7 protein-coding genes, 2 tRNA genes and 3 rRNA genes are annotated in these 13,339 nt (G+C 54.6%); 8 read left to right on the top strand and 4 right to left on the bottom strand.

Annotation, left to right across the window (positions count from 1 at the left end):
* Positions 1 to 26 precede the first annotated feature (26 nt).
* Positions 27 to 1,835, top strand: a complete 1,809-nt coding sequence (locus tag ACA063_RS20900; protein ID WP_497663206.1) for an aminopeptidase P family protein — start codon at positions 27 to 29, stop codon at positions 1,833 to 1,835.
* A gap of 55 nt (positions 1,836 to 1,890) precedes the next feature.
* Here ACA063_RS20900 and ACA063_RS20895 read toward each other — a convergent pair whose 3' ends face one another.
* Together ACA063_RS20895 and ACA063_RS20890 are read right to left on the bottom strand one after the other, a co-directional pair.
* On the bottom strand, positions 1,891 to 2,481 hold the full coding sequence (locus ACA063_RS20895) for a 2-hydroxychromene-2-carboxylate isomerase (protein ID WP_497666558.1): 591 nt from the start codon (positions 2,479 to 2,481) through the stop codon (positions 1,891 to 1,893).
* 37 nt (positions 2,482 to 2,518) lie between these two features.
* Positions 2,519 to 3,247, bottom strand: coding sequence for an SDR family oxidoreductase (locus ACA063_RS20890; RefSeq protein WP_497663205.1), 729 nt, complete (start codon positions 3,245 to 3,247; stop codon positions 2,519 to 2,521).
* A 91-nt stretch (positions 3,248 to 3,338) separates the two neighbouring features.
* Between ACA063_RS20890 and ACA063_RS20885 the strand changes: the two genes are divergently transcribed.
* A complete protein-coding gene (locus tag ACA063_RS20885) occupies positions 3,339 to 3,887 on the top strand; it encodes a TetR/AcrR family transcriptional regulator (protein ID WP_497663204.1) in 549 nt (182 codons plus the stop codon).
* Between the two features lie 20 nt (positions 3,888 to 3,907).
* On the opposite strand, the gene ACA063_RS20880 is transcribed toward ACA063_RS20885, so the two are convergent.
* Together ACA063_RS20880 and rhtA are read right to left on the bottom strand one after the other, a co-directional pair.
* Positions 3,908 to 4,189: a hypothetical protein gene (locus ACA063_RS20880; RefSeq protein ID WP_194692926.1), complete on the bottom strand. Its 282-nt coding sequence runs from the start codon at positions 4,187 to 4,189 to the stop codon at positions 3,908 to 3,910.
* Between the two features lie 168 nt (positions 4,190 to 4,357).
* Positions 4,358 to 5,245 (bottom strand): threonine/homoserine exporter RhtA, encoded by an 888-nt coding sequence (gene rhtA / locus ACA063_RS20875; protein WP_497663203.1) that lies wholly within the window; start codon positions 5,243 to 5,245, stop codon positions 4,358 to 4,360.
* Positions 5,246 to 5,856: 611 nt separating this feature from the next.
* Here rhtA and ACA063_RS20870 point away from each other — a divergent pair.
* The 6 genes from ACA063_RS20870 to mrdA all read left to right on the top strand — a co-directional run bounded on the left by ACA063_RS20870 (position 5,857) and on the right by mrdA (position 13,209).
* A 16S ribosomal RNA gene (locus ACA063_RS20870) occupies positions 5,857 to 7,393 on the top strand.
* A 122-nt stretch (positions 7,394 to 7,515) separates the two neighbouring features.
* Positions 7,516 to 7,592, top strand: a tRNA-Ile gene (locus tag ACA063_RS20865).
* Between the two features lie 10 nt (positions 7,593 to 7,602).
* Positions 7,603 to 7,678: transfer RNA gene (locus tag ACA063_RS20860), tRNA-Ala, on the top strand.
* A gap of 239 nt (positions 7,679 to 7,917) precedes the next feature.
* Positions 7,918 to 10,809 (top strand): 23S ribosomal RNA (locus tag ACA063_RS20855).
* A 172-nt stretch (positions 10,810 to 10,981) separates the two neighbouring features.
* Positions 10,982 to 11,097, top strand: a 5S ribosomal RNA gene (rrf, locus tag ACA063_RS20850).
* The 16S, 23S and 5S rRNA genes sit together here with 2 tRNA genes alongside, the layout of an rRNA operon.
* 219 nt (positions 11,098 to 11,316) lie before the next feature.
* Positions 11,317 to 13,209, top strand: a complete 1,893-nt coding sequence (mrdA, locus tag ACA063_RS20845; RefSeq protein ID WP_497663202.1) for a penicillin-binding protein 2 — start codon at positions 11,317 to 11,319, stop codon at positions 13,207 to 13,209.
* Positions 13,210 to 13,339 lie beyond the last annotated feature (130 nt).

Here is a 13,339-nt window from a genome sequence, read left to right as displayed (position 1 = left end):
TGAATACGTGATTAGCAGGAGACATGATGAGTACGCAGCCCTCGATCAATGGGTCAGTGCCCCAGCGCCTGGCGCAAACCCGTGAGCTGATGAGCCGGGAGGGCATTCACGCCTTGCTGGTGCCGTCGGCTGACCCGCATCTGTCGGAATACCTGCCGGGTTACTGGCAAGGGCGGCAGTGGTTATCGGGCTTTCATGGCTCTGTGGGTACCCTGATTGTCACGCCAGACTTCGCCGGTGTCTGGGCTGACAGCCGCTACTGGGAGCAGGCGACCAAGGAACTCAATGGCAGCGGCATTGAACTGGTCAAGCTGCAACCGGGTCAGCCCGGCCCACTGGAATGGCTCGCAGAGCAAACACCGAAGGGCGGTGTGGTTGCTGTGGATGGTGCCGTGATGGCAGTGGCCTCGGCGCGTACATTGGGCGGAAAACTTGAAGAGCGCGGCGCACGTCTGCGTACTGATATCGATTTATTGAGCGCCGTGTGGGGTGACCGCCCAAGCCTGCCTGATGAGCCGATCTATCAACATTTGCCGCCTCAGGCAACGGTCAGCCGTGGTGAGAAGCTCGCCAAGCTGCGCGAGGTGTTGAAGGATCGTGGCGCCGACTGGCATTTCATTGCGACCCTCGATGACATTGCCTGGCTGTTCAACCTGCGCGGGGGGGATGTGTCGTTCAACCCTGTGTTTGTGTCCTTCGCATTGATCAGCCAGCAGCAGGCCACGCTGTTTGTTGCGCTGAGTAAAGTGAGCGCGCAGTTGCGTGCGATCCTCGAGCAGGACGGCGTCACCCTGCGTGATTACAGCGAAGTGGCAGCAGCCTTGAAAGCGGTGCCGAGTGGTTCGAGCCTGCAAGTTGATCCGGCACGGGTGACCGCCGGCTTGCTGGGTCACCTGGACAGCGGCGTGAAGCTGGTGGAAGGTCTGAACCCGACGACGTTGGCCAAATCGCAGAAAAGCCTGGCCGATGCCGAGCACATCCGTCGTGCGATGGAGCAGGATGGTGCGGCGCTGTGCGAGTTCTTCACCTGGCTGGAATCGGCGTGGGGCCGTGAGCGCATTACCGAACTGACCATCGATGAGCACCTGACGGCGGCGCGTACCCGACGTCCGGATTATGTATCGCTGAGTTTCAACACCATTGCAGCGTTTAACGCCAATGGCGCGATGCCGCACTATCACGCCACCGAGGAAGAGCACGCGGTGATCGAGGGCGACGGTCTGTTGTTGATCGACTCGGGTGGCCAGTACCTGGGTGGCACGACGGACATCACGCGGATGGTCCCGGTCGGTAACCCTACAGAGGAACAGAAGCGCGATTGCACGCGAGTGTTGAAGGGGGTGATTGCGTTGTCCCGTGCGCAATTCCCGCGTGGCATTCTTTCGCCGCTGCTCGACTCGATTGCCCGCGCGCCGATCTGGGCCGAGAGCGTTGATTATGGTCACGGTACCGGGCATGGCGTCGGCTACTTCCTCAACGTGCATGAAGGTCCGCAAGTCATTGCCTATCAGGCCGCTGCGGCACCGCAAACCGCCATGCAGCCGGGCATGATCACGTCCATCGAGCCGGGCACTTATCGCCCTGGTCGCTGGGGTGTGCGCATTGAGAACCTGGTGTTGAATCGTGAGGCGGGCAAGAGCGAGTTCGGTGAGTTCCTTAAATTCGAAACATTGACCCTGTGCCCGATCGACACTCGCTGCCTGGAGCCGTCTTTGCTGACGGAAGACGAAAAGCAGTGGTTCAACGCTTATCACGCTGAAGTGCGTGAGCGTTTGAGCCCGTTGCTCGACGGTGCCGCCCTCGAGTGGTTGAACACGCGTACTGCTGCTATCTGAGGGTTAAGGGGGGCAGGCGCTGTTTGCAGCGCCTGGCTCCTTACTATTGAACTGTTTAACTCAATGCTTCAAGCACGAAGTCGAGTCGATCCTGTCCGAAGAAAAGCTGGTCATCGACAAACATGCTCGGGGCGCCGAATACCCCTCGACGCACGGCGGTCTCGGTGTTGTTTTTGAGTGCGTTTTTCACGTCTTCATCCGCTGTCAGCGCCAGTACTTCATTTGGATCGAAACCGTGTTCAGTCAGCACTGACGCGACGGTCGCCGGATCATCAAGGCTTCGACCTTCAACCCAGAGAGCCTGAAACAGGCAGTCGATGAATGCCTGAAAACGGTCGGGATGGTGCAACTGCATGCCGGTGACGGCGCGCATCAGCATCAGTGTGTTGATGGGGAAGTGCGGATTGAACTTCAACGGTACGCCGTAGCGCTTTGCATACCGGTCCAGGTCTTGAAACATGTAGCTGCCCTTGGCCGGAATGGTCGCTGGTGAGGCATTGCCCGTTGCTTTGAAGACACCTCCCAATAGCATGGGGATGTACTTCAGCTGGCTGTCGGTTTGCTTGCAGATCTTCGGTAGCTGGGTATACGCCAGGTAAGTGGCGGGGCTTCCGAGGTCGAAAAAGAACTCCACGGTTTTGCTCATGGTCATGCACTCTGCTTTTTATTGTAGGGGGGAGGGCTTACCAGCGTTCGTTCCAGGGGCGCAGGTCCAGTTCGAAGGTCCAGGCGTCGCGGGGTTGGCTGTGCAGGTACCAGTAATTCTCGGCGATGTGTTCGGGGTTGAGGATGCCGTCCTGGTCTTTGGTGGCGTATTTTTCAGGGAAGCTGGTGCGGATGAAATCGGTGTCGATAGCGCCGTCGACGACCACGTGAGCAACATGAATATTCATCGGCCCCAGTTCGCGGGCCATGCTCTGGGCCAATGCGCGTATGCCGTGTTTGGCCCCGGCGAACGCCGCGAATCCTGCAGCCCCACGCAACCCCGCTGTTGCTCCGGTAAACAGAATCGTGCCCCGTTGACGCTTGGCCATGCGCTTGGCGACTTCGCGCCCATTGAGAAATCCTGAAAAACAGGCCATCTCCCAGATCTTGAAATACTTGCGAGCGGTTTCCTCAAGGATGCTGCACGGGACGTTCGCGCCGATGTTGAATACGAGCGCTTCGATAGGGCCGATCTGGCTTTCAATCTGCTCAACCAGCGCCACGACGTCTTCTTCCTTGCGGGCATCACAGGCGAAACCATGAGCCTCGGCACCTGTTGCCTGGATGGCATCGACCAGTGGCTGAAGCTTGTCCGCGCTTCGACGAGTCACACAGGCGACGAACCCTTCTTGAGCAAAACGCTTGGCAATGGCGCCGCCGGTAGCGTCACCTGCACCGACAACCAGTACGACCTTCTTGTTATTCATGGTGGCTCTCTTTGGTGAGCGATCGTTAACTAAACGAACGTTATGCTACGATTCGGCATGCGTCAAGATGATCAATTTCGAGGACAGGGCAATGCGTTACTCGGCCAACCATAAGCTGGAAACCAAAGAGAAGTTGCTGCAAAGCAGTGCTGTATCGGCCAAGAAGTCAGGTTTTTCAACGGTGGGCGTCGATGGTCTTATGAAGGCAATCGGTTTGAGCGGCGGGGCTTTCTACAGTCACTTCTCTTCAAAAGATGAACTGTTTGCTTCGATCGTGGAGCGTGAGTTGTCCCAGAGCCTGGCGCGATTGGAAGTGGACCAGGGGCGAGAGAGATTCGAACGATGCCTCAAGCATTACCTGAGCATGGCCCATGTCGAGAGTCCGGAGTCTGGCTGCGCGCTGCCCGCGCTGGGGGCGGAGATTGCCCGCTCGGATCTGATGGTGCGTCAGCAGGCGGAGAGCTGGATTTGCCGGCTTCAGAAAAACTGGGCGATGACGCTGGAAAGCGACAGTCTAGCGTGGGCCATTCTGTCGCAATGCATCGGCGCGCTGGTTGTGGCGCGGATGCTGGCCACTCCCGAGGTGCAGCGCACTGTGTTGAAATCCAGTTACGATGAAATTTGCCGTCAGATCGCGTGACCCGGTTCTGCCGAGCCTGCCTATTTGCAGATGACGATCATGCTGCGACTGGTATAGCCGGCCGGGTTCAGGCCGAACGGATAGTCGCCTGGCTCCTCTACCGTATCCCCGGACTTGGCGATGACTTTGTAGCCTTTGGGTGCGCACGAGTTGGCAGCGCTGGTGTAGCACTTGTCCCAAGAGGATGACAGCCCCGAACAGTTGATGTGCAGCCCTTTTTTGCCGTGCTTGACCTGGGTTTTCGATGTCGCCGCGCAGCCCGCAATTGCGAGTACGGCGATCATTACCAAAATTCGTTTCATTGCTGTCCTTATAGCGTCCCCGAGTCTATCGCCCGGGTCTGACTGCGTTCGCTTTTGCTTGAAGCGTTTTGATATCCCAATCCTTGAGTTTCAATGCATGGCACTGGGTTTCGGGGCTAAACATGGCTTAATTGCGTGACAAATACCAGACCCTTGGCAAAACCTGTGTCAATCAGCTGCTACTGCGGGCTTGGCGTTGCTACCCATGGTCAACGTTGCACCTACGGAAGCCAGAATGATGCACATGATAGCCATCCACTGTGACAGCGAGAGGAACTCATGGAGGAACAAAAGGCCTGACAGCGCTCCGAACGCGGGTTCAATGCTCATAAGTGTTCCGAAAGTCCGAGCCGGCATCCGTGTGAGGGCAACCATCTCCAGGGTATAGGGCAGGGCAGTGGAGAGAATGGCAACGCCAATGGCGACGGGAATCAATGACGGCGTCAATAATGCTGCGCCCGCATGTACGATTCCGATAGGGGCTACGAACAGTGCGGCAATCATCACGCCCAAGGCCGCGGTTTGCACGCCGTTGTCGGCGCCAGCTTTCTGTCCGTAAAGAATATAGATCGCCCAACAAACACCGGCGCCCAATGCATACCCGGCACCTGTCAGGTCAATACCGGCGCTTGTTGCGCCGGTAGGTATCAATAGCAGCAGTCCGACTGCGGCAAGGGCGATCCACAGGAAGTCGATTGCCCGACGCGAGGCGTAGATCGCAACAGCCAGTGGGCCGGTGAACTCCAAGGCTACGGCAATTCCCAGTGGTACGGTACGCAATGACATATAGAAGAGGAAGTTCATCCCTCCCAGCGCCATTCCATAGACAATGACAGTGCGCAGTGATTTCGAGGTGAGCTTCGCGCGCCACGGGCGCAATATCAGCAGCATGATCACGCTGGCAAAAATCAGCCGCAGGGTGGTGGTCCCTTGAGCGCCCACAATCGGGAACATGCTTTTGGCCAGGGAAGCACCAGACTGGATCGACGCCATGGCTATTAGTAGCAAGCCAACCGAGAACAGCGTGGAGGCGAGGTTGCGGGGTTGGTCATTCATTAAATGGCATCGTCCAAGGTTGAAGCGAGGAAGTCGGTCTTGTGTTGGGCAATATACTGCGCATTTGGCAAGGCTGCGTCTATATATAAGAGGAAAATCGAGCCTTCCGATAGAAAAGCAAAATCAGTGCTTGACGGCAGATTCAGGATGTCTATAATTCGCCCCACTTCCGGCGCAGTCTAAACGGAAAACTCCTTGGTAAACAAAGAGTTACGAAGTTTTCGGCAGTGAGTTGCTTCAGGTCATCGAAGCGCGAAAGGAGTTGAAAAAAGAGGTGTTGACAGCAGCGAGTAACGCTGTAGAATTCGCCTCCCGCTAACGAGAGATCGAAAGCGCAAGTGGTTGAAGTTACAAAGGAAACTTTGAAAACTTCTGAAAATAACCGCTTGACAGCAACAGAGGCTGCTGTAGAATGCGCGCCTCGGTTGAGACGAAAGATCTTAACCAACCGCTCTTTAACAACTGAATCAAGCAATTCGTGTGGGTGCTTGTGGAGTCAGACTGATAGTCAACAAGATTATCAGCATCACAAGTTACTCCGCGAGAAATCAAAGATGTAACCAACGATTGCTGAGCCAAGTTTAGGGTTTCTTAAAAACCCAAAGATGTTTGAACTGAAGAGTTTGATCATGGCTCAGATTGAACGCTGGCGGCAGGCCTAACACATGCAAGTCGAGCGGTAGAGAGAAGCTTGCTTCTCTTGAGAGCGGCGGACGGGTGAGTAATGCCTAGGAATCTGCCTGGTAGTGGGGGATAACGCTCGGAAACGGACGCTAATACCGCATACGTCCTACGGGAGAAAGCAGGGGACCTTCGGGCCTTGCGCTATCAGATGAGCCTAGGTCGGATTAGCTAGTTGGTGAGGTAATGGCTCACCAAGGCGACGATCCGTAACTGGTCTGAGAGGATGATCAGTCACACTGGAACTGAGACACGGTCCAGACTCCTACGGGAGGCAGCAGTGGGGAATATTGGACAATGGGCGAAAGCCTGATCCAGCCATGCCGCGTGTGTGAAGAAGGTCTTCGGATTGTAAAGCACTTTAAGTTGGGAGGAAGGGCATTAACCTAATACGTTAGTGTTTTGACGTTACCGACAGAATAAGCACCGGCTAACTCTGTGCCAGCAGCCGCGGTAATACAGAGGGTGCAAGCGTTAATCGGAATTACTGGGCGTAAAGCGCGCGTAGGTGGTTCGTTAAGTTGGATGTGAAATCCCCGGGCTCAACCTGGGAACTGCATTCAAAACTGTCGAGCTAGAGTATGGTAGAGGGTGGTGGAATTTCCTGTGTAGCGGTGAAATGCGTAGATATAGGAAGGAACACCAGTGGCGAAGGCGACCACCTGGACTGATACTGACACTGAGGTGCGAAAGCGTGGGGAGCAAACAGGATTAGATACCCTGGTAGTCCACGCCGTAAACGATGTCAACTAGCCGTTGGGAGCCTTGAGCTCTTAGTGGCGCAGCTAACGCATTAAGTTGACCGCCTGGGGAGTACGGCCGCAAGGTTAAAACTCAAATGAATTGACGGGGGCCCGCACAAGCGGTGGAGCATGTGGTTTAATTCGAAGCAACGCGAAGAACCTTACCAGGCCTTGACATCCAATGAACTTTCCAGAGATGGATTGGTGCCTTCGGGAACATTGAGACAGGTGCTGCATGGCTGTCGTCAGCTCGTGTCGTGAGATGTTGGGTTAAGTCCCGTAACGAGCGCAACCCTTGTCCTTAGTTACCAGCACGTAATGGTGGGCACTCTAAGGAGACTGCCGGTGACAAACCGGAGGAAGGTGGGGATGACGTCAAGTCATCATGGCCCTTACGGCCTGGGCTACACACGTGCTACAATGGTCGGTACAGAGGGTTGCCAAGCCGCGAGGTGGAGCTAATCCCAGAAAACCGATCGTAGTCCGGATCGCAGTCTGCAACTCGACTGCGTGAAGTCGGAATCGCTAGTAATCGCGAATCAGAATGTCGCGGTGAATACGTTCCCGGGCCTTGTACACACCGCCCGTCACACCATGGGAGTGGGTTGCACCAGAAGTAGCTAGTCTAACCTTCGGGAGGACGGTTACCACGGTGTGATTCATGACTGGGGTGAAGTCGTAACAAGGTAGCCGTAGGGGAACCTGCGGCTGGATCACCTCCTTAATCGACGACATCAGCTGCTCCATAAGTTCCCACACGAATTGCTTGATTCATTGAAGAAGACGATAGAAGCAGCTTTAAGCTCCAAGCTGATAGCTCTTAGCTAATCAGTTGCGCTCGAAATTGGGTCTGTAGCTCAGTTGGTTAGAGCGCACCCCTGATAAGGGTGAGGTCGGCAGTTCGAATCTGCCCAGACCCACCAATTTTGTTATGGGGCCATAGCTCAGCTGGGAGAGCGCCTGCCTTGCACGCAGGAGGTCAACGGTTCGATCCCGTTTGGCTCCACCATTAACTGTTTCTGCTGTTAGAGTTTAGAAATGAATATTCTGAAGTGAATATTGATTTCTAGTCTTTGATTAGATCGTTCTTTAAAAATTTGGGTATGTGATAGAAAGATAGACTGGACGTTACTTTCACTGGTAACGGATCAGGCTAAGGTAAAATTTGTGAGTTGCTCTTAATTGAGTATTATCGAATTTTCGGCGAATGTCGTCTTCACAGTATAACCAGATTGCTTGGGGTTATATGGTCAAGTGAAGAAGCGCATACGGTGGATGCCTTGGCAGTCAGAGGCGATGAAAGACGTGGTAGCCTGCGAAAAGCTTCGGGGAGTCGGCAAACAGACTTTGATCCGGAGATGTCTGAATGGGGGAACCCACCTAACATAAGTTAGGTATCTTAAGCTGAATACATAGGCTTAAGAAGCGAACCAGGGGAACTGAAACATCTAAGTACCCTGAGGAAAAGAAATCAACCGAGATTCCCTTAGTAGTGGCGAGCGAACGGGGACTAGCCCTTAAGTGGCTTTGAGATTAGCGGAACGCTCTGGAAAGTGCGGCCATAGTGGGTGATAGCCCTGTACGCGAAAATCTCTTAGTCATGAAATCGAGTAGGACGGAGCACGAGAAACTTTGTCTGAATATGGGGGGACCATCCTCCAAGGCTAAATACTACTGACTGACCGATAGTGAACTAGTACCGTGAGGGAAAGGCGAAAAGAACCCCGGAGAGGGGAGTGAAATAGATCCTGAAACCGTATGCGTACAAGCAGTGGGAGCCCACTTTGTTGGGTGACTGCGTACCTTTTGTATAATGGGTCAGCGACTTATTTTCAGTGGCGAGCTTAACCGAATAGGGGAGGCGTAGCGAAAGCGAGTCTTAATAGGGCGTCTAGTCGCTGGGAATAGACCCGAAACCGGGCGATCTATCCATGGGCAGGTTGAAGGTTGGGTAACACTAACTGGAGGACCGAACCGACTACCGTTGAAAAGTTAGCGGATGACCTGTGGATCGGAGTGAAAGGCTAATCAAGCTCGGAGATAGCTGGTTCTCCTCGAAAGCTATTTAGGTAGCGCCTCATGTATCACTGTAGGGGGTAGAGCACTGTTTCGGCTAGGGGGTCATCCCGACTTACCAAACCGATGCAAACTCCGAATACCTACAAGTGCCGAGCATGGGAGACACACGGCGGGTGCTAACGTCCGTCGTGAAAAGGGAAACAACCCAGACCGTCAGCTAAGGTCCCAAAGTTATGGTTAAGTGGGAAACGATGTGGGAAGGCTTAGACAGCTAGGAGGTTGGCTTAGAAGCAGCCACCCTTTAAAGAAAGCGTAATAGCTCACTAGTCGAGTCGGCCTGCGCGGAAGATGTAACGGGGCTCAAACCATACACCGAAGCTACGGGTATCACTTAGGTGATGCGGTAGAGGAGCGTTCTGTAAGCCTGTGAAGGTGAGTTGAGAAGCTTGCTGGAGGTATCAGAAGTGCGAATGCTGACATGAGTAACGACAATGGGTGTGAAAAACACCCACGCCGAAAGACCAAGGTTTCCTGCGCAACGTTAATCGACGCAGGGTTAGTCGGTCCCTAAGGCGAGGCTGAAAAGCGTAGTCGATGGAAAACAGGTTAATATTCCTGTACTTCTGGTTATTGCGATGGAGGGACGGAGAAGGCTAGGCCAGCTTGGCGTTGGTTGTCCAAGTTTAAGGTGGTAGGCTGGAATCTTAGGTAAATCCGGGATTCTAAGGCCGAGAGCTGATGACGAGTGTTCTTTTAGAACACGAAGTGGTTGATGCCATGCTTCCAAGAAAAGCTTCTAAGCTTCAGGTAACCAGGAACCGTACCCCAAACCGACACAGGTGGTTGGGTAGAGAATACCAAGGCGCTTGAGAGAACTCGGGTGAAGGAACTAGGCAAAATGGCACCGTAACTTCGGGAGAAGGTGCGCCGGTGAGGGTGAAGGACTTGCTCCGTAAGCTCATGCCGGTCGAAGATACCAGGCCGCTGCGACTGTTTATTAAAAACACAGCACTCTGCAAACACGAAAGTGGACGTATAGGGTGTGACGCCTGCCCGGTGCCGGAAGGTTAATTGATGGGGTTAGCTAACGCGAAGCTCTTGATCGAAGCCCCGGTAAACGGCGGCCGTAACTATAACGGTCCTAAGGTAGCGAAATTCCTTGTCGGGTAAGTTCCGACCTGCACGAATGGCGTAACGATGGCGGCGCTGTCTCCACCCGAGACTCAGTGAAATTGAAATCGCTGTGAAGATGCAGTGTATCCGCGGCTAGACGGAAAGACCCCGTGAACCTTTACTATAGCTTTGCACTGGACTTTGAATTTGCTTGTGTAGGATAGGTGGGAGGCTTTGAAGCGTGGACGCCAGTTCGCGTGGAGCCAACCTTGAAATACCACCCTGGCAACTTTGAGGTTCTAACTCAGGTCCGTTATCCGGATCGAGGACAGTGTATGGTGGGTAGTTTGACTGGGGCGGTCTCCTCCTAAAGAGTAACGGAGGAGTACGAAGGTGCGCTCAGACCGGTCGGAAATCGGTCGTAGAGTATAAAGGCAAAAGCGCGCTTGACTGCGAGACAGACACGTCGAGCAGGTACGAAAGTAGGTCTTAGTGATCCGGTGGTTCTGTATGGAAGGGCCATCGCTCAACGGATAAAAGGTACTCCGGGGATAACAGGCTGATACCGCCCAAGAGTTCATATCGACGGCGGTGTTTGGCACCTCGATGTCGGCTCATCACATCCTGGGGCTGAAGCCGGTCCCAAGGGTATGGCTGTTCGCCATTTAAAGTGGTACGCGAGCTGGGTTTAGAACGTCGTGAGACAGTTCGGTCCCTATCTGCCGTGGACGTTTGAGATTTGAGAGGGGCTGCTCCTAGTACGAGAGGACCGGAGTGGACGAACCTCTGGTGTTCCGGTTGTCACGCCAGTGGCATTGCCGGGTAGCTATGTTCGGAATAGATAACCGCTGAAAGCATCTAAGCGGGAAACTAGCCTCAAGATGAGATCTCACTGGGACCTTGAGTCCCCTGAAGGGCCGTCGAAGACTACGACGTTGATAGGTTGGGTGTGTAAGCGCTGTGAGGCGTTGAGCTAACCAATACTAATTGCCCGTGAGGCTTGACCATATAACACCCAAGCAATTTGACTACTCCTGACTTGGAAACAAGTAGAAGCATCAGATTGCGGTGTGTGAAGACGAAACGAACCGAAAGTTCGAGACCTTGCAAACACCGAAAGCTGTCACATACCCGATTTGCTGAAGCGCGGCCACCCGGCCACGACTCGGTACCCGAATTTCTTGACGACCATAGAGCGTTGGAACCACCTGATCCCATCCCGAACTCAGCAGTGAAACGATGCATCGCCGATGGTAGTGTGGGGTTTCCCCATGTGAGAGTAGGTCATCGTCAAGATTAAATTCCGAAACCCCTGTTTGCTAACGCGAACAGGGGTTTTGTTTTGCCCGCAGGAAAGTGGCCCGGCCTTCATTTTGGCCTACAGGGCCGACCTTTAGAGGAAATCAAACTAAATCACGCGCGCAGTTTTTGGTATGGTGCAGCTCGTTTTTTAATGGACTGATTTTCAAAGCCAGCGGACCAGGCTTTCTTCAAAGTCAAAGAGCCGCTGCAGAAATGCCTGAACCGATACCTATCAAAGACCACGAAAAAGAGACGCGCCTCGTCAACAAGCGACTCATGGCCTGCGCCTTGTTCGTTGTTGCGATCACCTGCGCACTGGTTGTGCGCATGTATGTCCTGCAAGTAGTCGAGTTTGATTACCACTCCACGATTTCTGAAAACAACCGCGTGCATGTATTGCCGATCCCCCCGACAAGAGGGCTGATCTACGATCGCAACGGCGTAGTCCTGGCGGACAATCGACCCAGCTTCAACCTGACCATCACTCGCGAGCGCGCCTCTGATATCAAGGAAGAGCTGGATGAGGTCGTTAACCTTTTGCACCTGCCTGCAGACGATCGCACGTTGTTCGACAAGGCGATGAAGCAAGCCCGGCACCCATTCGTGCCCGTGACCCTGTTCTATGAACTCAGCGAAGAACAAATCGCAGTGCTGGCGGTCAACGAATTTCGCCTGCCAGGTATCGATGTAGAACCGCAATTCGTTCGCCACTACCCCATGGGCGCGCACTTCGCGCATTCAATCGGCTATGTCGGCCGGATCAACGAGAAAGAATCCAAAGCCCTGGATACGGTCGAGTACCGCGGCAGCCAATCGATCGGCAAGACCGGCATCGAGAAGTTCTACGAATCTGAACTGCATGGCCACGTAGGTTACGAGGAAGTCGAAACCAATGCGCAAGGTCGAGTGCTGCGAGTGCTCAAGCACACTGATCCGATTCCCGGCAAAAATATCGTCCTGAGCCTCGACGTCAAACTTCAGGAGGCCGCTGAGGAAGCGCTGGGTGATCGACGAGGTTCCGTCGTCGCGCTGGATCCATCCACCGGTGAAGTGCTGGCGATGGTCAGTAAACCCAGCTTCGACCCCAACCTGTTTGTCACCGGTATCAGCTTCAAAGAATACGCAGCGCTGCACGATTCCATCGATCGGCCGCTGTTCAACCGCGTCCTGCGGGGGCTCTACGCGCCTGGATCAACCATCAAGCCGGAAGTGGCCATCGCTGGTCTTGACGCGGGTGTAGTGACTCCACAGACCCGCGTCTTCGATCCGGGCTACTACCAGCTTCCGGATTTCGATCACAAGTACCGTAACTGGAACCACAGCGGGGACGGTTGGGTGGACATGGACGCAGCGATCATGCGTTCCAACGACACCTACTTCTACGACCTGGCCCACAAACTGGGTATCGATCGCCTGCATGACTACATGGCGATGTTCGGACTCGGCGAGAAAGTCTCTCTGGACATGTTCGAAGAATCCGCCGGTCTGATGCCTTCCCAGGCCTGGAAACGCGCAACACGCCGCCAGCCATGGTTCCCGGGAGAGACAGTGATCCTCGGAATCGGTCAGGGCTACATGCAAGTCACACCCCTGCAGCTGGCCCAGGCCACAGCGCTGATCGCTAACAAAGGCGTGTGGAACCGGCCGCATCTCGCAAAGACCGTGGACGGTGTCGCCCCCGTGGACGAACACCCAATGCCAAACATCCTGCTCAAGGATCCGCGTGATTGGGAACAGGTCAACCACGGTATGCAGATGGTGATGCACGACGCTCGCGGCATTGCTCGAGCCGCAGCGGCGGGTGCCCAATACCGCATCGCCGGTAAAAGCGGTACGGCACAAGTGGTTGCGATCAAACAGGGCGAACGCTACAACCGGGCGAAAACTCTGGAACGCAACCGCGACAACGCATTGTTCGTAGGCTTCGCCCCGGCCGAACACCCGAAGATTGTCATCTCGGTGATGATTGAAAACGGTGAGGCAGGCGGTCGCGTCGCCGGTCCCGTGGTGCGCCAGATCATGGACGCCTGGCTACTCGATCAAGACGGTCACCTGAAGCCGCAATACGCCACACCGAGCAAAGTCCCTGGAGACCCCCACGTTTAATCAGTCATTGCTGCGATCCGGCGAAGAGCGATCTCCCGTTCTACCAGGTGCGACGCAAGTGCCATAAGGCACTTGCCATCCCCCTGACGTTAACGTAAAGATTGTGGCAGGGCGCTGAACTAAAATAAGC

Source organism: Pseudomonas sp. LBUM1643 (genome assembly GCF_059716215.1).
Note: the sequence above shows the minus strand (reverse complement) of the source record. Positions and strands in the feature narration are given on the sequence as shown.